Origin of the sequence: Pseudomaricurvus alkylphenolicus, assembly GCF_011683955.1 — a bacterium.
Classification (GTDB): Bacteria; Pseudomonadota; Gammaproteobacteria; order Pseudomonadales; family Cellvibrionaceae; genus Pseudomaricurvus; species Pseudomaricurvus alkylphenolicus.
Genome location: NZ_JAAQPI010000011.1, coordinates 113,872 through 134,308, shown reverse-complemented (window position 1 = coordinate 134,308; position 20,437 = coordinate 113,872). Strand labels below are relative to the sequence as shown.

Genomic DNA, 20,437 nt, shown 5'->3' with positions numbered 1-20,437 from the left:
TCAGCTCCCTGGCAGGCCAGTGGGGCTGGTGCGCTCCTCTTGCGCTTGTAATTGGTCGAAATAACGGTTTTCCAGTGCACAATGGGCAGGCGCCAATTCCTTCATGGCCCTGCGATACACATCTCGTTTAAACGATACCACTTGATCCAGAGGATACCAGTAGGAAACCCAACGCCAATGATCAAATTCTGCCGGTCCTCCATTCTGAAGACTGATTTCATCATCATCGGCCAGCATTTGCAGTAAGAACCATTTTTGCTTCTGGCCGATGCACAATGGATTGGAGCCGTGGCGTAACAGCCGCCGCGGCAACCGATAGCGCAACCAGCCACGGGTGCGGGCCAGAATTTTGACGTGCTTGCGCCTTAACCCGACCTCCTCATACAACTCGCGGTAGAGCGCCTGCTCCGGATCTTCTTTATCGTTGATCCCCCCCTGGGGGAACTGCCAGGCATCCTGCCCACCCACGCGGCGGGCCCAGAGCAGTTTGCCTTCACGATTGGCCAGAATAATGCCCACGTTAGGTCTGAAGCCGTCAGCATCTATCACTCAATCTCTCCTTAGCCAATCTCTCAGTGCTGCAAAACCCTCGGAAAAGACTCCGGGGCGAAGGGCTATTGTTCCAAAACAAACAAGATTCATCAATGGAGACAATAACTTAGGAAACATTACCAGAAACAACCTGTCACCGACGAAGGGAATTCATCACCTTTAGTAACACTTGGTGACGCCCCTGGGGTATGCTTGTGCCCCCGGCGCGGGAGCGCCAAATAAGCAGTGAGGAGTACAAGTGAGACTGGCAATATTTGACCTGGATAACACCCTGATTGGTGGTGATAGCGACCACGGCTGGGGCGAGTTTATGGTGACCGAGGGACTGGTGGATGCCGAATACTACCGCCGCACCAACGACCAGTTCTATGCCGACTACGAACGGGGCGAAATGGACCTGCACGCCTACCTCAAATTCTCACTCGAACCCCTGACCCACTACAGCATGGCAGAGCTCAAGCGCCACCACGACAAATTCATGCAAACCGTCATTGAGCCCATGCGCCTGCCAAAGGCCGAGGCCCTGCTGCAACAGCATCGCGACCAGGGTGACTACCTGCTGGTGATCACCTCCACCAACGGCTTTATCACCAAACCCATCGCCGCATCCCTGAGGGTAGACCACATACTCGCCACCGACGCCGAAATCATCGACAACCGCTACACAGGCAACCTGCAGGGCACCCCCTGTTACCAGGACGGCAAAATCACCCGACTGCACGACTGGCTGCAAGAAAGCGCGCAATATGGCTTCGAAGGCGACCTCAAAGACTGCTACTTCTACAGCGACTCCATCAATGACCTGCCCCTGCTGGCCGAAGTCGACAACCCCGTCGCCGTTGATCCGGACGACGCCCTGCGCCAGGAAGCCGAGACACGTGGCTGGCAGATTATGAGCCTCCGTTAAATTACACCTAGCTTTAACAGCACTCCCATAGACGGCACCTGGACCATGACCTCACTGGCTATACGGCTAGGTCTGCTGGCCACAGCGCTCTTACTGCTGGCCTGCGAACCGGAAACCAAACCCGAGACCACAGCCCAACCGGCGACGACCGAACAGACACCGAACGACGCCATGGCAGCCACCACCACACATCTGTGGAGCCTGGCTGCCGTCAAGGCCACCCAGGCCCTCGACGCCGCCAAAACCCTGGAACAAGCCATCAATGACCTGGTGGCCGAGCCCCAGGACACCCAACTTGAAACTGCACGCCAACAATGGCACGCCGCCCACGACAAACTCCTGGCCCTGTCAGCCTACTTTGCCCTGGGCGAGGTCAACCCCGGCCTGTTCCGCCAACTGAGCGACAGCCACTTCCTGCTGGACGCCCATCCCATCGAACCCGGCTACCTCGACTATTTTGATGTCTACCAACACAGCGGCATCGTTAACGACATCGTCTTACCGCTCAACGCTGACACCATTCGACGGCAACACGGCATGACCAGTGACACCGACGTGGTACTCGGACTGCACGCCATCGCCTACCTGCTCTGGGGAGAAAACCAACAACGCCCGGTGAGCGACTTCCAACCCGGCGCACTGACCGAAGCCCAGCGCCGCGACGGCCTTAAAATCATCGACCTGCCCCAACAGCGACGGGCGACCCTGCTCAAACTGATTACCGCCCTCTACCTCGATGACCTCACCAACCTGCAATACAAACTCACCCACAGCGCCAGCGGGCTTAGCAATAGTTACCACTCACTAACTCCGGCAGCCCACATACAACTGTGGAAACAAGTATTGGGACGTCTAAAAGATCAGATTGAGAGTGAATCCACGGCGACCGAGCTGCGCACCCGGTACAGTGGCCAGCCGGAGCGAAGCGAAGAGTCCTTGAGGCTGGCGATCAGCCAACTGCTGTTCAGTGCTGGCCAAAGCAAACCGCTGGTGGCCTGGCTGTTCCCGGATGGCCAACCCAATTCAGAAAAGCCGGTGACAGAACTGCTGGCGGAATTACCGGTAAAGTAATAGGGAGACTTCAGCAGGTGCAGTGCGCACCCAAGGTGGGTTACGGCGCTAGCGCCTAACCCACCCTACGCCAACGCCTGCTGGCAGAACACCCTGTTGATTCAGACCACCCAACGCCGGACACCTCATACTGAAGGCGGCTGGGTTGTTATTTTTGGAGCATCAAAGAGGGAGCTGAAGGAGTGAAAAAGACTGGCGCTTTTTGCCAGGCTTTTTCGGGACTGAGGGCAGCCCGGAGGGCCGACCGACAGCTCCAAAAATAACAACCCAGCCGCCGTTTGTGGCAAGAAATCACAAGCACCCGATCAGGGCAAATAAACCCGGGCAAACACCGCCTTCAAATAATCCGTCTCAGGAATCGCCGGATGCACCGGATGATCGGCGCCCTGGCCCCCCTGATGAATAATCTGCGCATGCCGATCCAAATGCCGCGCCGCCCCCCGCACAATCTCCACCAGCGTCGACCGCTCCAAATGCATCGAACAAGACGCACTCACCAGCAGACCATCACGGGCCAACAGCCGCATCCCCAACTCATTAATATGCCGGTAGGCCGCCTCACCCGACTTCTGATCCTTCTTACGCTTAATAAATGCCGGTGGATCCAACACCACAATATCGAACTGCTCCCCCCGAGCCACCAAATCCTTCAGCACATGCACCGCCTTGCCGTGAATCCCCTGCATGCGCTCCTCGACCCCGTTGATGTGAGCATTCTCGCCCACCCACTGCAGAGCCTGCTCCGAAGCGTCCACACACACCACCTCACTGGCCCCTGCCACCGCCGCCTGCACCCCCCAGCCACCGGCGTACGAAAACACATCCAGCACACGCTTACCCGGCGCCAGACGCTGCAACAAACGGCGATTCTCCCGGTGATCATAAAACCACCCCGTTTTCTGCCCATCCGCGATAGGTGCCAGCAACCGAACACCATTTTCCACCAGCTCAACCGCCTCCGGCACATCCCCAACCGTCTCCACATAAGCGTCCAGCCCTTCCAGCGAACGCGCAGTGTGGTCATTGCGAAGCAAAATGCCGGCGGGCTTCAGCACCTGCTGCAGCGCCTCAACAATCGCCTCCTTTTGAGCCTCCATACCGGCCGTAGCCATCTGCACCACCAGATACTCACCGAACCGATCCACCACCAACCCCGGCAACAAATCACTGTCGCCATACACCAGACGATAGAAATCATCCTCAAAACAGGCCTGCCGCAGCGCCAGCGCCTGCTTAAGACGGTGCACCAACAACGACTTGTCCAACGGATGCGCGGTATCGCGGTTAATCACCCTGGCGCAGATCAAACCACCCGGATTAAGTGTGGCAATAGCCAGAGGCTTGCCGCCCTGAGCACAAACCAGAGCCTGCTCGCCCGGCTGAAAAGCCTTAAGAGGGGACGCCTTAATATCCACCTCATTGGAATAGATCCAGAGATGTCCGCGCTTGAGTCGGCGATCCGCCTGGGACTTAAGTACCAATTTAGGCAATTGAGAGGCATTATCCGCCATGGTGTACTCCGATGGGATTGGGTTAAACTCAGGGGCGCGCATTATAGGGGAAAAAGCGACACACTACCCGAACTGTCAACTAAACTAAGAAGCGGTATCAAAAGGACTGTTGGATACTGGCATATTGAATCAGAGTAACCCTGCTGACTCCTTCGCCGTGACCCTTTCGAAAATCAGTGTAATCCAGACATTATGACCGATTTAACCCAGGAACAGGTTCAACAAATATTGCAGGGGATCTCCATCCCGCCACAGCCGCAGATCATGGTGGATCTGCAGATGGAGCAAATGTCACCAAGCTGCTCCATTGAAAATATTGCCCGTCTGATTGGGCAGGACATTGGCCTTGCGGGCAGTATACTCAAAACGGTGAATTCCCCATTCTATGGGCTCAGCAACAAGATCACCTCCATCAATCAAGCCGTCAACCTGCTGGGCGTGAACTCAGTGATCAACCTTGTCAACGGTCTGTCGATCCGGGGTGAACTCTCAGACGATCAGATCGTCGCCTTGGGAAAATTCTGGGACAGTTCCATGGAAGTGGCCATGGCCTCTGCGGTCATCGCCAAGCAGATTGGCTTCCCCTCTCCCGACGAAGCCTACACCCTGGGCCTGTTCCACAACTGTGGCATTCCGCTGCTGATGATGCGGTTCGACAACTACCCCGAGACCATGGTGAATGCCTATAACCGGGAACAGGAACGCATTATCGATGTGGAAAATGACAGCATCCACACCAACCATGCCGTGGTCGGCTATTACGTGGGCAAGTCCTGGAACCTGCCCGCCTACCTGTGCCAGGCCATTCACGAACACCACAGCATCGAGAAAGTGTTCGCCAACGAAAGCCCGGATCCCAACAAGAAAACCCTGCTGGCTATCCTTAAAATGGCCGAGCATATCTGCGGAACTCACCGCATTCTGGGCAATTGTGACGTCGACCACGAATGGAATCGTATTGAAGAAGCCCTGCTGATCTACGTTGGCATGAGCGAGTACGATTTCTCCAGTCTGGAGCAGCAAATCCAGGAAATGGGCCTCGGCGGCGGCGATTATTATTGTTGAGTCACAGCTCCGATTGAGGCTTGGTCAAGCATCGCTGCTATGCGTTAACCCTTCGCTGCTCAGCAGCAAACGCAAGCAGCACGGGCATTAGTTCGAAAAAAAGTCGCTCAATATTATCGTACTCCGTCATCATCACCTCTCCCGCCTGGACAAGATTGGTGCCGAATCGGAGCCGCTGCTCAATGCGCTCCAACACCCCCATTACCAGCTCGGGTCGGGCATACCCCCGGAACAGATCGTGCTCCGCCGCGCGACTGATAAACAGCTCCGCCCTTTCGGGCAGCCGGTCTCTCTGATCAAGACAAAGCGCGTAAAAATTACGACTGAAAGACTGCAGAGATTGGGGCTCGCTCAATGCCTGGTGCACATACTGGTCCCAATGCCGGGCCAGAAGATGGTCAAACATGACATCCATAGCGATACCGCCCACGCGACGATACTTTGGTCCCAGGCACGCCACGCAGGCCATAAACAATGGCTGCTCATCGATCCATGCATCAATACGGCGATGCAGAGCAATACCGGCGAGCTCCCTGGCCGACCAGGGCTGCCCGGTTCGATCCAGACGATTGCTGTTAAGGGGCCCTTTGACAAAATCTCCAAGGTAGCCCCCCAGTTGCCACTGGGGGTCAGGACCTGATAACAGGATATGGGCCAGGTAGTTCACACTACCTCATCAAGAACAGCAGGTGTACTGCGCGTAGTAGGACTTCAGGTAGTCATCAAAGTCAATTTGAGGCTCCTGATCGAGCTGGGCCTGCCGCTCCAGGGAGGCTTCGGCTGCATGCTCCATGGCACGCAACTGATCCCCCTGCAAGGGACGCGCCGCGTAATAGTCACTGGTCGCCTCAGACAGTTCCATCGCCACTCGGAAGAACGTCTTGTTCTCGGACTTCATGTCCGCCAGCAGCATTGCAGAAGGGGTTAATTCCGGATCGCACAATTTCTTGGCCTGCGAGGCCAGCGCCTGCGAATAAACCTCAGTATCGTAACTGGTATCGAGCACATGCGCGACACGCTCCATATCTTCGATCAGAGCGCTGCCCCATTGGGTCAGGGATTGTTCCCCCGCTGAGCTGAGCAGGCGCATGTCCGGGTCGCGGCCCTGATACACCACCCGGCGCTGGTTCTCGAGAGAACGCAGATACTTTTGATCATCGGTTTCAGGACTTTCTGTCAGCAGGCAATAAAGCAGGAACACATCTATAAAGTGCAGCTGCTCAGCCGATACGCCCAGAGGTTCGTAGGGGTTGAGGTCAATGCAGCGCACCTCAATATATTCGACCCCGCGGCCATGCAATGCTCCCAGGGCCGTTTCCCCGGAGTTTGCAGCCCGCTTGGGACGAATCGTGCTGTAAAACTCATTCTCGATCTGCAACAGGCTGGTATTGAGCTGCTTGTACTGCCCATCCTCGTCACGCAGCCCGGCACTTACATAATCCTGGTGAGGCTGGGTAATCGCCCCACATAGCGTCTTAATGTAACTGTCGAGATTGTTGTAACACACCACCAGGGAATCCTGAGCGCTGCTCTGGTAACCGAGATCTCCCATGCGCAGGGAGGTGGCATGAGGCTGGTGCAGACTGTGCTCATCGTCACCAAAAGTCTGGAGGTTGTGGTCACGCCCCTTGACAAAACTGCGGCAGACGGCCGGCGATGCGCCAAACAGATACAGCAACAACCAGAAATTGCGGCGGAAATTGCGAATCAGATCGAAATAACGACGATTCTTGTAGGCCTGAAGGTCTTCGCCACAACAGCCCTCTCGTTCGTGCCAAAATGCCCAGAATTCATCGCTCAGAGAAAAGTTGTAGTGCACTCCGGCAATGGTCTGCATGGAGCGGCCGTAGCGCTCACCCAGGCCCAGGCGATAAATCGTCTTCATGCGTCCCGGATTGGAACTGCCATATTGCCCCACCGGAATATGCTCATCACCCGCCAACACACAGGGCATACTGGCTACCCACAGCTGTTCACCATCGAGCTGTTGATAGGTATAACGCTGGATCTCATCCAGAGCACCCAGCAGTTCTTCGGTACTCTCTGTGGGCTCGGTAATAAACTCCAGCAGCGCTTCACTGTAATCGGTGGTGATGGCGCCGTGCGTCATGGCCGACCCCAGCCCTTTAGGGTGTGGCGTCTGCGCCAGAGAGCCCTCCGGGGTAATTCGCAGGCTCTCTTTCTCCAGCCCTTTGATCACGCGGGTCACGTGATGATTCTCGGACTGGGTTAATACGGCAAGGCGTTGACTTAAAAGAGACAAAATCGACTCCCTCTATGGCCACGGGGGCTGGTAATCTTGCGGCTTCGCCGACTTACGACGGCAATAGCCGGTGGGCAGGAAATCCCGTTTTGGGGCATCACAGAGCCTTATAGTGGCTCGGTAACACTTGCTCCTGCATCCACCTCTGCGCTCTGGCCTTCATCGGAGACAATCGGCGATTCATCAGCGGTGGGTTCTGCAGAGATGCTGTTATCCTGTTCTGTCGAGGGCACAGCACCAGTGCTCAGTTCTCCTAATGGGGGCAAATCTTCATCCTTCAACAGCGGGCGGCCACGATCATTCACCTGCGCCTCCAAAATACGGATGCGCAGGGTGTAATCCCTGGCGTTGGTCTCGATCATTTGATTGAGGGCTTCATCGCGGTGAACACTGCGGTACAGAAGGTTGGCATCGCGACCATCAACCCATTCGCCGCCCTTGCTGAGGAGGTGCTTGTGTTGATTCTGGAGAAGGTAAACGGTTTTCATGAATACTGCTCGAAACCTGATGAGTTTGAGGCGTTCGAGTGTACTCGGATTTGAGCGGAGGGACCAGAGGCCTTCCTGGCACCCCTCTAGTAGGAGGTCAGCTCAGCGATGATCGCTGCAATTTTCGCCACTCCGGGTTCAATTTTGTCTTCTTCAATGGCCGTAAATCCGAGCCGGAAATAGTGTCGGGGGCCCTCTTCTTCGGCAAAGGCGATATCCCCCAATTCCATCAGTACCCCCTGTTGCTGAGCCCGCTCCCGCAACTCCCGGCAATCCAACCCCTCCGGCCCCCTGACCCAGCACGCGGTGCCACCGTATACCGGCGCGACCCGATTGGAGGGGATATGGCGTTCAATGGCCCGGGTGATCGCGTCCCAGTTACGTTTGTAATTACGCCACAACCGCTTAAGCAACGCATCGTAGTGACCCCGTGACAGAAACAACGCCGTCATGCGCTGGTTGTTCATGGGCGGGTGGCGCATCATCAAGCGCCGCAGTACCCGCGCCTCGGCAATCAGTTCCGGCGCTGCCACCATAAAGCCGATGCGCAGCCCCGGTGCCAGTACCTTGGAAAGGCTGCTCATATAGATTACCCGCCCGTTCTGATCCAGGCTCTTAAGGGCTGGTAAAGGGTCATCAATATAGTTGGTTTCAATTTCGTAGTCGTCCTCCAGAATGACCAAATCGTCAGCCTGGGCCATCTCCAACAACTGCCGACGACGCTCAATCGGCAAAGTGACGGAGGTGGGCCACTGGTGACTTGGTGTGGTATAGACGTAGTCACAACCTGCCAACTGCCGGTCGACCACCAGCCCCTGATCATCCACCGGCTGGGAGACCACTTCGTCAAAGTGGGTGGCAAAAATATTGCGCGCATCAGGGTAACCGGGATTTTCCATGGCCATACGCGCATTGCGACGGGATAAAAGCGTGGACAGCAGGTAGAGGGAATGCTGGGTTCCCACGGTCACCAGTATTTCCTCAGGTTTGGCCCAGATGCCCCGGCGCGGCAGCACTCGCGAGCGAATCTGCTCGATCAGCATGGGGTCATCGGCGTCCATACTGTCACCCGTCCAGTCCCGAACGGCCAGAACACTCAGTGCCTGCTTGGAGCATTCCCGCCATTCAGCGAGGGGAAAGGTCTTGGGGTCAATCTGACCGGTGAGAAAGGGATGTGGATAACGCTGCCAGTCTGCAGGCTTGGTGATATTGCGCTGACGACTGGGCTGAAATGCCAGCTTCTCACTCCAGCCCGGAGCAGACCCGGTCGGCGCAGCGGTCGGTGCGGCAACAGAGCCCGGTTTAACCCGACCCTCCAGGATTTCGGGGTTAACAAAGTAACCGCGTCGCTCCCGAGCCACCAGGTAGCCATCATCCACCAGTTCTTCGTAGGCAAGCATCACCGTCTGGCGTGAAACCTTAAGTGCCTGGGACAATTTGCGGCTGGAGGCGATAGGTTGGTCCGGGGCAATGCGACCTTCGAGAATGGCGACAGCCAGTCCCTTACGGATCTGGTTCTTAAGGTTGTCTTCGCTGTCTTTGTCCAGTTGAATCAGCTGTTCCAGCATAATGACCTATCGATTCCCATTGGATTAATCACTGCTTTGGCAGTTATTCAGATCTTAGACCATGACACCCGACGGTCACGTACCGCCGTCTGGGTTCAGAACATTAGATCACCAATGTTTTGACGACGCTCATTTCCCGCACGGCGTACTTAATCCCCTCACGCCCCACACCACTTTGTTTTACCCCACCGAAAGGGAAGTGCTCGGTGCGAAAGCCGGGGCCATCATTGCAGGCCAGCGTCCCCACATCCAGCTGTTCGAATAAATAGCGAACCAGGCCCAGGTTCTGGGTAAAAATACCGGCCTGCAGACCATAGGCTGTGTTGTTGATCACGGGGATGATGTCCTCCACATCGGTAAACCGGCAGAGAGGCATTACTGGACCAAAAGTTTCCTCCACCATCAGCTCACAATCGGTACTCACGTTTTCCAGAATGGTGGGGTAAACAAAGGCACCTTCATAGCGGTTGCCCAGAGCCACCGTGGCCCCTTTCTCAATGGCATCCTCGATGCGAGAGCGAATTTCTGCGGCCGCCCCGGAATGAATCACGGGGCCAACAAAGGTGTCATCGTCCATAGGATCACCCACCTTCAGCGCGGTGCTCTTTTGCACCAGCAAGTCGCGGAAGCGGTCATAGACATCCCCATGGATAAACAATCGCTTGGCGGCGGTACACCTCTGACCGGCGGTGGCAAAACGCTGATTGATCGCCCCCGCCACAGCGGCTTCCAGGTCGCCGTCAGGCATGACGATCAAAGGGTCATTGCCGCCCAGTTCCAAAAGCAGTTTTTTATAACCCGCTGCCGCAGCAATAGCATTGGCGGCAGCCGTACCGCCGGTAAAGTTCACCGCACTGATATCGTCATGGGCCACCAACCGCGACATATCCTCCAGCGCCGGCACACTCAGCTGCAATACATCTTGCGGGATGCCGGCTTCGTAACAGAGCTTCACCAGCAGTTGGGACGACGCCGTATTCTGGGGGCCCGGTTTGAACAGCACCGTATTACCAGCCGCGATCGCCGGGCCAATTTTGTGCAGCGCAATATTGATGGGAAAGTTAAACGGCGTGATGCACAACACGGTTCCCAGGGGGCGCCAGCAAACCACACCGATTTTCCCGCGCGCGGGTCCATAGGCATCGGAATCCAGGGCTTCGCCACTGAGCTGTCGACACTCCTCGGCACTGGCGATGGCGGCATTGATGGCACGGCCCATTTCCACACGGGAATCTGAAATGGTTTTGCCGGTCTCCCGGGTAATCAATTCCGCCAGCTGCTCCGCATGCTCTTCCATCAGCTCTGACAGACGCCGCAGGATATGCGCCCGTTGAAAAGCCGGAATGTTTTTTAGGGTGCGACGGCCCAGCTTGAGCAGGGCCAGTTTGCGCTCTACCTGCTCCCAGGTATCGTAGCTGTATTGCGCCAGCCGTTCCTGGTTAAAAGGATTGATAACCTGATAGCTCATGGTGTTACCTCGGAGAAAAAGGGGAACCCGTTCAGGCGAGTTCGATTAACTGAAATAGGAGACGAACCGCTGCAATCATCAGTGCGGCCTTCATCAACAAGAAGAAAAAACGGATTTCCATACGCCGCAACACCAGCACACCCAACTTGGCACCCACAACACCAGCGAGCCCCAGCACCAATATCAATGCAGCGTTGTCGATAAACGAAAACCCGAGGAACAGGTAAGCGGGAATCTTGGTCAGGTGTGTGACCATTTGCATCATGGATTTGTTCGACACCACCTCTTCTTTGCTGAGGTCGTCGCGCATAAAAAACACGGCCAACAAGGGGTCCACCACACCGATGATGATGCCCATGGTGCCGGTGGCGATGCCAACCCAGAAAAACTGGCCATCGCGCAGACGAATCTGCGGCAGACGCCTGGGTTTAAACAGGGTGTAGAACACCAGACCGGTCAGAATCAACAGCGGAAAGAACTCCCCCACCACCTCGGCCAGAAACAGCGTGGTCAAGACCGCGCCGATCACCGCCCCCAGGCTAAAGGGTATACACATTTGCCAGCGTACATCACCCCGCAGAAACCAGGTGCGCGCAGCGTTGTTCATCACCTGCACAGCACCGTGAATAGCCACCAGCGGGCGCAGCGGCAGGAAAACGTTCATAGCCGCAAACATCAACAGGCCACCGGCCATACCGGTAATCGACGTAATCATCGACGCCAGGACAATGGCCACGGCCATGATAGCGATGGCAAAAGTAGAGAGCTCAGTAATTTCCATAGAGGCTGACTGTAGTGCCTGCCAAGTGATTTGACCTAGATCCAGCCAGGCACATTCGGGCAGACCAGGTGCTGGTCTGCAAGAAAAGCCGCAACTGGTCTTCTGCCGCAAACGGGCTTGGGGTACGGTTAAACAAAGCATAGCCAAAGGACACCCGAGCATGAGCATCCCCAGGCCCAGTGCAGTGACACTGACGCTGATTATGTTTCTGCAGGCCCTGCCCGCCAAAGCCGCCGGTATCGACGATACCTTTGACCGCTGGGTACAGCCTCTGGCGTCCGCCTTATCTGCGGTTGTGTTCTACCCGCTCACACTGTTTGGCCAGGAAGTACCGATCATCGTACTGTGGCTGGCGACGGCGGCGCTGTTTTTCACTCTCTATCTGGGTTTTATCAATTTGCGGGGATTTGGTCTGGCCCTGCGCCTGGTCCGAGGGGATTATCACAACCCGGACCACCCCGGCGAAATCACCCATTTCCAGGCCGTAGCGACGGCGGTGTCAGGGACCGTTGGGATTGGCAATATCGGCGGTGTTGCCGTCGCTATCGGTCTGGGCGGACCGGGCGCTGCGTTTTGGCTGATCGTGGCTGGATTTTTGGGCATGTCCGCCAAGCTGGTGGAGTGTACGCTCGGGGTTAAATATCGACGCCAAAACCCGGATGGTTCAGTGTCCGGTGGCCCTATGTATTATCTGGAGGCATTTCTGGCCAGACGCAGAATGCCCCGGCTGGGCAAGACGTTAGGTGGCTTTTACGCCCTGGCACTGGTCATCGGCTGCCTTGGCATCGGCAATATGTTCCAGTCCAACCAGGCCTATTCACAGCTGGTAACCATTACCGGCAACGAGAACAGTTTTTTTGCCGATAAGGGCTGGTTGTTCGGTTTGGCCCTGGCATTGGTGGTGGCCGCCGTCATCCTCGGCGGCATACGTTCTATTGCCAAAGTGGCCGCCAAGGTCGTTCCATTTATGGCCGTGTTGTACCTGATGTCCGCTCTGGTGATTATTGGCATGAGTGCAGAACACCTTCCGGCCGCCGTCGGCATGATTGTAGCGGGCGCCTTTACCGCAGAAGGCGCGGCCGGTGGTATGGTGGGTGCGATGATTGTGGGATTCCAGCGAGCAGTATTCTCCAACGAAGCCGGCATTGGCTCCGCCTCCATCGCACACTCGGCGGTGCAAACCGACGAACCGGCATCGGAGGGAATCGTGGCGCTGTTGGAGCCTTTTATCGACACCGTTGTCATTTGCACCATTACCGCTCTGGTGATCGTTACCACAGCTTATCCCAACGGATTGATGGACTCCGGCCTGGAAGGTATCGCGCTGACATCCGCCACCTTTGCCCACCACATCAGCTGGGCACCCTACCCGCTGGCCATCGCCGCACTGTTGTTTGCCTTTTCGACCTCGGTTTCCTGGTCTTACTATGGACTTAAGGGCTGGACTTACCTTTTTGGAGAAGCACCCCTGACACAGAATCTGTTCAAGGGCGTGTTTTGCCTGTTTATCATGTTCGGATGCATGGCCAACCTGACGTCGGTATTGGAATTCTCGGACGCCATTGTGTTTTTGATTGCCGTACCCAACGTGCTGGGCATGTACCTGTTTGCCCCGGAGGTAAAACGGGAAGTTAACCGTTATCTGCAACGCATCCGCAGTGGCGACATTGTGAACTATCGAGAGAGGCAGCGGGCTGAAGTATCCGGGGCGGCATCGTAAAGCTCCACCCCGGCTCGCAACCCGGCTTAGAAACGGCCTTTTTTGTTCTTGTTGGACTTTTTACTGGCTTGAGCAAACAGGGCCGCCATGGTGCCTTCGGCAGGCTTGCCACCACCGCTGCCGCCACGGTTTTTGTCACCGAAGCTGCGCTGCCCGCCACCCTGGTTACCACGGCGACCGCCACGGCGCTCACCACCGCCACCCAAGGAAGTCTTTTCACCCGGGGTGTCGTCCAGGCGCATGGACAGACCGATACGCTTGCGCGGCACATCCACTTCCATCACCTTGACCTTGACGATGTCGCCGGCCTTGACCACATCGCGAGGGTCTTTAACAAAGGTGTTGGACAACGCCGAGATGTGAACCAGACCATCCTGGTGTACACCGACATCCACAAAGGCACCAAAATTGGTGACGTTGGTGACGGTGCCCTCAAGAATCATGCCTTCCACCAGATCAGAGATTTTCTCAACGCCTTCCTGGAACTGAGCCGTCTTGAACTCTGGGCGGGGGTCTCGGCCCGGTTTATCCAGTTCGCTGATAATGTCGGTGACCGTCGGTACACCAAACTTCTCATCGGTGTAGTCGGCAGGCTTAAGAGCGCGCAGAAAGCCGGAGTCACCCATCAGGTTACTGATGGGGCGATCGTTTTTGGCGGCGATTTTCTCCACCACCGAATAGGATTCCGGGTGCACCGCAGAAGCATCCAACGGATTGTCTCCACCGGCCACCCGCAGGAACCCCGCCGCCTGTTCAAAGGTTTTGGCGCCCAGGCGGGTAACCTGCTTGAGCTGGTCGCGATTTTTGAAAGCGCCGTTCTGGTCGCGAAAATCAACGATATTGTTGGCGATGGTCTGGTTAAGACCGGACACGGCCGCCAGCAGTGGCGCTGAAGCTGTATTGAGCTCCACCCCCACCGCGTTTACACAGTCTTCCACCACCGCGTCCAATGAGCGTGCCAATTGAGTCTGGGAAACGTCGTGCTGATACTGACCCACCCCGATGGATTTGGGATCGATCTTAACCAGTTCGGCCAAGGGATCCTGGAGGCGGCGAGCAATGGAGATCGCCCCCCGGATGGTCACGTCCAGGTCCGGAAATTCACGCGCCGCAAACTCGGACGCCGAATACACGGAAGCCCCGGCTTCGTTCACCATGACCTTTTGGGCTTTGATATCTTTGTGGTCCTTAAGTACATCACCGACAAACTTGTCGGTCTCGCGCGAGGCGGTACCGTTGCCAATAGCGATTAAACCCACATCGTGCTTCTTGCACATCGCCGCCAGTACCATTTCCGCCTCACGCACTTTGTTCTGGGGCGGATTCGGGAAAATGGCACCGTGGTCCAACACCTTGCCAGTGGCATCCACAACCGCCACCTTAACACCGGTACGCAAACCAGGATCGAGCCCGATGGTGGCTTTCTGGCCAGCGGGTGCCGCCAACAGCAGATCTTTGAGATTGCTGGCGAAGACCTTGATAGCCTCTTCTTCAGCGCGCTCACGAATTTCACCCAGCAGGTCGGTTTCCAAATGCGTCAGCAGTTTTACCCGCCAGGTCCAGCGCACCACTTCACCCAGCCATTTATCCGCGGCCCGGCCCTGGTCCTTACACTCCCAGTGATCCGCAATCATCGCTTCGCAAGGGTGACCGGTCTGCTGTTCGTCCTCATCACCGACAGTGATGGACACACTCAGGAAGCCTTCATTGCGGCCCCGGAAAATGGCCAGTGCACGGTGGGAGGGAATACCGGCCAGGGGTTCATCGTGCTCAAAATAATCCTGGAATTTGGCCGCCTCGTCTTGCTTGCCTTCCATGACCCGCGCCGAAACCACGCCCTCGTTTTTCAGGAAATCGCGCAGACGGCCCAGCAGTTCAGCGTTCTCACTGAATCGCTCCATCAGAATGTACTTGGCGCCATCCAGAGCGGCTTTGATGTCGGTGATTTTGTTGGCTTCTTCGCTGCCATCGTTTAACTCACCGCCCACAATGTATTTGATCGCTTCCGCTTCCGGTGCCAAGTCGTGGTCCGCCAGGAGCGCATCGGCCAGAGGCTCCAGACCCGCCTCTTTGGCGATCTGGCCTTTGGTACGGCGCTTGGGTTTGTAGGGCAGATACAAGTCTTCCAGACGATTTTTGGTATCGGCGCTGTTGATATCCGCTTCCAGTTCCGGGGTCAGTTTGCCTTGCTCTTCGATACTCTTGAGGATCGCGCCGCGGCGATCTTCCAGCTCTCGCAGGTAGCGCAGTCGCTCTTCCAGCGTACGCATTTGGGTGTCATCCAGGCCACCGGTAACTTCTTTACGGTAGCGGGCGATAAATGGAACGGTCGCGCCTTCATCCAGCAGGGTAATTGCGGCGTCGACCTGACGCTCCTGGGCGCTGAGCTCTTCAGCGATACGAGCGGAAATACTCTTCATATAGGACAACTCTTTCGTCGGTGTTATCTCGGCCGGTATGCCCTCCGGGGCAGCGGCAGGTCGCCATTATGCGGAAATCGGACCCGACTCGACAGCCTTGTTTTTGTGTAGGTTTTGTGGCTGCCTGATGGTCGCCCACAGAGTGGCAAAGGCGGGCCTTCAGCGGCGAATTCTCGAATAAGCCCCCTCTCGGGCCAGGCACCTTGGAGCTAGGCTGAGCTGGGAGAAGAAAAGTTCAGTAAAGACCCACGACATGTGTGGGAATCGGCGGCTAAACTGCCTGCAATTGTGCCAAACTGTTGCCAAAAGGATGGACCCGTGAGCGTTGCTTCCCGCCTGCCGAAACCCCTACTCATTCTCGCACTTGGAGGTATACTGATCGCGGCCGTGGCAACACTGAAACCCGCACCCAAACCGGCACCTGTCCCAGCGCCCGCGCCTCCTAAGGTAAACGTAATAATCGCGGCACCAGGCCCTCAGACTCTGACGGTCAGCTCCCAAGGGACGGTCGCCCCGCGGCGGGAAATTGATCTGGTTGCCGAAGTCAGTGGTCGCGTCACGGCCGTAAATGATCGCTTTGTGGATGGCGCCTTTGTGCTCGCTGAAGATCCACTGGTCACCATTGATCCGCGCGATTACAAACTGGCCCTGATCCGCGCTGAAGCACGCGTGGCAGACGCCGAACAATTGCTGGCAACAGAGCGTGGCCGCGCCCGCCAGGCCAAACGCGAATGGCGCGACCTCGGCAATACCGACGCCAACGCCCTGTTTCTACGCAAACCCCAACTGGCGGCAGCCGAAGCCCAGCTGCAATCGGCCCGGGCTGACCGGGACAAAGCCAAGCTCGATCTGGAACGCACCCGTGTCACCATCCCCTTTGATGGCCGTATTCGCGAAACCCTGGTTAATTTGGGCCAGTACGTCACCCCCGGTGCCCGTGTCGCCAGTGTCTATGACACCAGTGTCGCGGAGATCCGCCTGCCACTGACCGACCGCCAGGCGGCGCTGGTGGATCTGCCTTTGGGATTCCAGAGTCAAACCCAAAAAGTCGGCCCGCTTGTCACCATTAGCGGCGTTATCGGTGGCAAACGACACCATTGGCAGGGGCATATCACCCGCACCGATGCCAGTATCGACACCCGCTCCCGGCTTTATTACGCCGTGGCTGAAATCTCCGCCCCTTTCAGCGGTGGCTCTGAGAGTGGTAAACCACCCCTGATCGTCGGTCTGTTTGTAGATGCCCAGATTCGCGGCAAAGAGCTGCAGCAGGTGGTCACTGTGCCCAAAGAAGCCCTGTTTAAACGTAACCATATCTATACGCTCGACAAGCATAACCGGGTGCGGGAAAAACAGATCACCCTGCTGCATACCGAAGGTGGCCAGGCCTGGATCAGCGGTAACATCAAGGCCGGCGAAGCCATCGTCGTGGGTATGCAAAGCTACCTGCACGAGGGGGTTGTAGTCACCCCCACCACGCTTAAAGAAATGGTGGCCGGCTCATGAACCGGCTGGTGCAATGGTTCGTGGAGAACCCCATTGCCGCCAACCTGCTGATGGCGGTCATTCTATTGGGCGGACTGGCTAACCTGGCCAGTCTCAACAAGGAAGTGTTCCCGGGTGTGCAAACCAATTTTATCCAGGTTCAAATGCCCTACCCCGGTGCCGGCCCCAAAGAGGTCGAAGAACAGATCGTCAAACGTATTGAAGAGGCGATCGCTGATCTCGAAGGGATTGAGGAAATCAACTCATCCTCACAACTGGGTTTTGGTCAGGTTACCGTCGAAGCCATTAACGGCTACGACTCCCAACGCCTGCTCAATAACGTTAAGTCGCGCGTGGATGCCATTTCCACCTTTCCCTCGGACGCCGAGCGCCCGGTAATCACAGAGCTGTTATTTGAAAGCCAGGTAATGAGCATTGGCTTATATGGCGATGTGGATGAGGCCGCACTTAAGGCCACCGGCGAACGGGTTCGCGATGAGATTTCGTTATTACCGGGCGTCTCGATTGTGCAACTCAACGCAACCCGCCCGGACGAGATGTCGGTAGAGGTGTCCGAACAGGGGCTGCGCCACTACAACCTCAGCTTTGAGCAGGTGGTCAATGCGGTTCGTCAGTCATCGTTGAATTTGCCCGCTGGCACCATCAAATCCGAAGGCGGCGATATTCAACTGCAGACCCGTGGTCAGGCCTATCAGGCAGTGGACTTTGAACGCATTGTGGTCGACAGCCGTGCCGACGGCGCGCAGCTGTTGCTGGGTGACATTGCCAGTGTTGAAGACCGGTTTGCGGAATACGATATTATTGCCCGGCTTAATGGCAAGCCGGCCGTGTTTCTGGAAGTGAAGAGCACACAAGATCCGGACATTCTTAACACCGCCGCCACGGTTCGTGACTATATCGAAAAAACAAACCCGACACTGCCACCGGGCATAACCATGAGTGTCTGGCAGGACTGGTCGGTATTGTTTGAAGGCCGCATGAATCTGCTGCTGAAGAATTCGCTCTCCGGCCTGGCTCTGGTGTTTGTGGTGCTGATGCTGTTCCTGCGCCCGGCCCTGGCCGCCTGGGTCTGCGTCGGCATTGCCGTCGCTTTTATGGGAGCCCTGTGGATGCTGCCCCTGTTTGGTGTCAGTCTCAACATGATCTCCATGTTTGCCTTCCTGTTGGTGCTCGGCATTGTTGTGGATGACGCCATTATCGTCGGCGAGAGCGTGTATACCCGGCAGCAAGCCGGGTTAAAAGGCCCGGCAGCAGCGGCCAGCGGTGCCAAGCTAGTCAGCAAACCGGTGATGTTCGCCGTCATCAGCACCATGATTTTCTTTGCCCCGATACTGGCGGTGCCCGGCGCTATGGGAGATATCAGTTACGGAATTCCTGTGGTTGTAATTTTGGCACTGGCCTTTTCTTTGATTGAATCACTGCTGATTTTGCCCTCGCACCTCTCGCACCTGAAACCGGAAAAACCGCCCCGCAGTCCGGCCATGATTCGTCTCGCGACATGGCGCCAGAAACTGGCCGATGGCCTTGATCAGTTTGCCGACCAATCCTATCGTCCGAGATTGCTGAGCATGTTGCGTAACAATGGCTCCACCGTTGCGGTTTTTGTGGTGGCATTTGGCTTGTCGGCGGCGGTATTCAGCGGCGGCTGGTTGCAAAAAACGTTTATGCCCGTTGTTCCTTCGGACTTTGTGCAAATTAAAGTCACGGTTCCGGAAGGTACCCACTTCAGCGTGCAGTCATCTATCATTGAGCGCCTGGAACAGGGCATCGAAGACCTGAAACAGGATCCGCTGTTCGACGGTGATCACCGCGGATTACTCCACAATGTGCAATCGTGGGCCTGGGAAAACAACGCACTGGTCTCGGTCTCACTGAATGACAAATCCGAACACAACGTCAGCGCAGATGCACTGGTCAAACGCTGGGCGCAACTGGTGGGGCCGATTCATGAAGCGGAGACCTATAAACAGGACGCCACCATCAATGAAATCAGTGAAGCCATTAATCTTCGAATCACGCTGGAGGATGAAGAGCTGCTGGCCCAGGCCGTCGAGGAAACCAAGCAAGCCCTGGCTCGCTATCCGGGAGTCTACGATGTGCGCGACTCACTGACAGCCGCACGAACCGAGATCGAATTATCGCTCAAACCCCACGCGGAAACTCTGGGTCTGGGACTTGCCGATATCGCCAGGCAAGTAAGGCAGGGATTTTATGGCGAAGAAGCCCAGCGCATTCCCAGAGGCAAAGAAGATGTCAAAGTCATGGTGCGCTACACCCGTGATGAACGCAAAGACATCGAACAACTGGGAGAAATGCGAATACGTACCTCCGACGGCCGCGAAATCCCTCTGGAAAGCGTAGCTGAAATTCGCTTCGTGCCTGGCTACAGCAAAATTACCCGTGTCGACCGCAAGCGGGCGATCACCGTCACCTCAGAGGTGGAAATCGGCCGCACAGACCCCGGTGCGATTGTGGGCGAAATTCTGGAGAACAATCTTCCACAATGGCAACAACGCTTTCCCGGGCTGCAGATAACCGTCGGTGGCGACATGGAAAGCGAAAGCGACTTTATGACCTCGGCGCTGCGGAACTTCGGTTTTGCCCTGTTGGTGATTTACGGTCTGATGGCGGTGGCGTTTCGCTCTTACTGGCAGCCGCTGCTGATTTTGACCGCCATCCCCTTTGGTTTTATGGGGGCGGTTATTGGACACATTCTGATGGGGCGCGAGGTCAGCATGATGTCGATGCTCGGTTTCTTTGCCTGCGCCGGTGTGGTGGTAAACGATAATCTGGTGCTGCTCGATAGAATCAACCAGCTTCGTCATCAGGGGATGGAAGTGTTTGCAGCAGTGGTACAGGCCGGGCGCGATCGATTCCGTCCCATCGTCCTGACGTCAGTCACCACTTTTATCGGCCTGGTGCCAATTATGGCTGAAACCAGCACCCAGGCCCGCTTTCTGATTCCTATGGTGATCTCATTGTCTTTCGGGGTACTGTTTGCCACCACCGTCACCCTGATACTGGTGCCGGGGTTATACCTGTTAGGTGAGCGGGCGAAAGCCCGTTTGGCGGGCACCCGCGTGGATCGTGGGCCCCTGGAATTTGAACAAGCCTAACGTC

Annotated in this window: 15 protein-coding genes; 6 read left to right on the top strand and 9 right to left on the bottom strand. The window is 56.5% G+C overall.

The features are described from left to right. Positions 1 to 549 (bottom strand): RNA pyrophosphohydrolase, encoded by a 549-nt coding sequence (gene rppH / locus HBA55_RS24560; RefSeq protein WP_166996857.1) that lies wholly within the window; start codon positions 547 to 549, stop codon positions 1 to 3. 241 nt (positions 550 to 790) lie between these two features. On the opposite strand from rppH, the gene HBA55_RS24555 reads away from it, so the two are divergent. Beyond that, positions 791 to 1,459, top strand: coding sequence for a histidinol-phosphatase (locus HBA55_RS24555; protein ID WP_166996855.1), 669 nt, complete (start codon positions 791 to 793; stop codon positions 1,457 to 1,459). Between the two features lie 45 nt (positions 1,460 to 1,504). Next, complete coding sequence (locus HBA55_RS24550; RefSeq protein WP_166996853.1) at positions 1,505 to 2,530, top strand: imelysin family protein; 1,026 nt, start codon at positions 1,505 to 1,507, stop codon at positions 2,528 to 2,530. Positions 2,531 to 2,835: 305 nt separating this feature from the next. Here HBA55_RS24550 and HBA55_RS24545 read toward each other — a convergent pair whose 3' ends face one another. Beyond that, positions 2,836 to 4,041, bottom strand: a complete 1,206-nt coding sequence (locus HBA55_RS24545; protein WP_166996851.1) for a class I SAM-dependent rRNA methyltransferase — start codon at positions 4,039 to 4,041, stop codon at positions 2,836 to 2,838. A gap of 192 nt (positions 4,042 to 4,233) precedes the next feature. Here HBA55_RS24545 and HBA55_RS24540 point away from each other — a divergent pair, with 192 nt between their 5' ends. Continuing rightward, a complete protein-coding gene (locus HBA55_RS24540) occupies positions 4,234 to 5,106 on the top strand; it encodes an HDOD domain-containing protein (protein ID WP_206019957.1) in 873 nt (290 codons plus the stop codon). Positions 5,107 to 5,143: 37 nt separating this feature from the next. On the opposite strand, the gene HBA55_RS24535 is transcribed toward HBA55_RS24540, so the two are convergent. The 6 genes from HBA55_RS24535 to HBA55_RS24510 form a co-directional block, all read right to left on the bottom strand. After that, positions 5,144 to 5,773, bottom strand: coding sequence for an ACP phosphodiesterase (locus tag HBA55_RS24535; RefSeq protein WP_166996849.1), 630 nt, complete (start codon positions 5,771 to 5,773; stop codon positions 5,144 to 5,146). Positions 5,774 to 5,782: 9 nt separating this feature from the next. Next, positions 5,783 to 7,369, bottom strand: a complete 1,587-nt coding sequence (gene gshA / locus HBA55_RS24530) for a glutamate--cysteine ligase (protein ID WP_166996847.1) — start codon at positions 7,367 to 7,369, stop codon at positions 5,783 to 5,785. Positions 7,370 to 7,476: 107 nt separating this feature from the next. Continuing rightward, positions 7,477 to 7,857 (bottom strand): hypothetical protein, encoded by a 381-nt coding sequence (locus HBA55_RS24525; RefSeq protein WP_166996845.1) that lies wholly within the window; start codon positions 7,855 to 7,857, stop codon positions 7,477 to 7,479. Between the two features lie 86 nt (positions 7,858 to 7,943). Beyond that, a complete protein-coding gene (gene pdxR, locus HBA55_RS24520) occupies positions 7,944 to 9,425 on the bottom strand; it encodes a MocR-like pyridoxine biosynthesis transcription factor PdxR (RefSeq protein WP_166996843.1) in 1,482 nt (493 codons plus the stop codon). A gap of 103 nt (positions 9,426 to 9,528) precedes the next feature. Beyond that, positions 9,529 to 10,893, bottom strand: coding sequence for a sulfoacetaldehyde dehydrogenase SafD (safD, locus tag HBA55_RS24515; RefSeq protein ID WP_166996841.1), 1,365 nt, complete (start codon positions 10,891 to 10,893; stop codon positions 9,529 to 9,531). A 31-nt stretch (positions 10,894 to 10,924) separates the two neighbouring features. Then, the gene (locus tag HBA55_RS24510) at positions 10,925 to 11,674 is read right to left on the bottom strand and encodes a sulfite exporter TauE/SafE family protein (RefSeq protein WP_166996839.1); all 750 of its coding nucleotides are present in this window, start codon (positions 11,672 to 11,674) and stop codon (positions 10,925 to 10,927) included. Between the two features lie 160 nt (positions 11,675 to 11,834). On the opposite strand from HBA55_RS24510, the gene HBA55_RS24505 reads away from it, so the two are divergent. Next, complete coding sequence (locus HBA55_RS24505; RefSeq protein ID WP_240946271.1) at positions 11,835 to 13,394, top strand: alanine/glycine:cation symporter family protein; 1,560 nt, start codon at positions 11,835 to 11,837, stop codon at positions 13,392 to 13,394. A 26-nt stretch (positions 13,395 to 13,420) separates the two neighbouring features. Here HBA55_RS24505 and HBA55_RS24500 read toward each other — a convergent pair whose 3' ends face one another. Further along, positions 13,421 to 15,814: a Tex family protein gene (locus tag HBA55_RS24500; protein WP_166996837.1), complete on the bottom strand. Its 2,394-nt coding sequence runs from the start codon at positions 15,812 to 15,814 to the stop codon at positions 13,421 to 13,423. 318 nt (positions 15,815 to 16,132) lie between these two features. Between HBA55_RS24500 and HBA55_RS24495 the strand changes: the two genes are divergently transcribed. Together HBA55_RS24495 and HBA55_RS24490 are read left to right on the top strand one after the other, a co-directional pair. Next, positions 16,133 to 17,317 (top strand): efflux RND transporter periplasmic adaptor subunit, encoded by a 1,185-nt coding sequence (locus HBA55_RS24495; RefSeq protein WP_166996835.1) that lies wholly within the window; start codon positions 16,133 to 16,135, stop codon positions 17,315 to 17,317. After that, a complete protein-coding gene (locus HBA55_RS24490; RefSeq protein WP_166996833.1) occupies positions 17,314 to 20,433 on the top strand; it encodes an efflux RND transporter permease subunit in 3,120 nt (1,039 codons plus the stop codon). The genes HBA55_RS24495 and HBA55_RS24490 overlap by 4 nt, the downstream gene beginning before the upstream one ends. The last annotated feature ends 4 nt before the right edge of the window (positions 20,434 to 20,437 follow it).

Bases quoted from the DNA above. Each gene is read 5' to 3' on its own strand.
- HBA55_RS24550 (WP_166996853.1), top strand. From the start codon at position 1,505: ATGACCTCACTGGCTATACGGCTAGGTCTGCTGGCCACAGCGCTCTTA.
- HBA55_RS24545 (WP_166996851.1), bottom strand. From the start codon at position 4,041: ATGGCGGATAATGCCTCTCAATTGCCTAAATTGGTACTTAAGTCCCAG.
- HBA55_RS24540 (WP_206019957.1), top strand. From the start codon at position 4,234: ATGACCGATTTAACCCAGGAACAGGTTCAACAAATATTGCAGGGGATC.
- HBA55_RS24525 (WP_166996845.1), bottom strand. From the start codon at position 7,857: ATGAAAACCGTTTACCTTCTCCAGAATCAACACAAGCACCTCCTCAGC.
- pdxR (WP_166996843.1), bottom strand. From the start codon at position 9,425: ATGCTGGAACAGCTGATTCAACTGGACAAAGACAGCGAAGACAACCTT.
- safD (WP_166996841.1), bottom strand. From the start codon at position 10,893: ATGAGCTATCAGGTTATCAATCCTTTTAACCAGGAACGGCTGGCGCAA.
- HBA55_RS24510 (WP_166996839.1), bottom strand. From the start codon at position 11,674: ATGGAAATTACTGAGCTCTCTACTTTTGCCATCGCTATCATGGCCGTG.
- HBA55_RS24505 (WP_240946271.1), top strand. From the start codon at position 11,835: ATGAGCATCCCCAGGCCCAGTGCAGTGACACTGACGCTGATTATGTTT.
- HBA55_RS24500 (WP_166996837.1), bottom strand. From the start codon at position 15,814: ATGAAGAGTATTTCCGCTCGTATCGCTGAAGAGCTCAGCGCCCAGGAG.
- HBA55_RS24490 (WP_166996833.1), top strand. From the start codon at position 17,314: ATGAACCGGCTGGTGCAATGGTTCGTGGAGAACCCCATTGCCGCCAAC.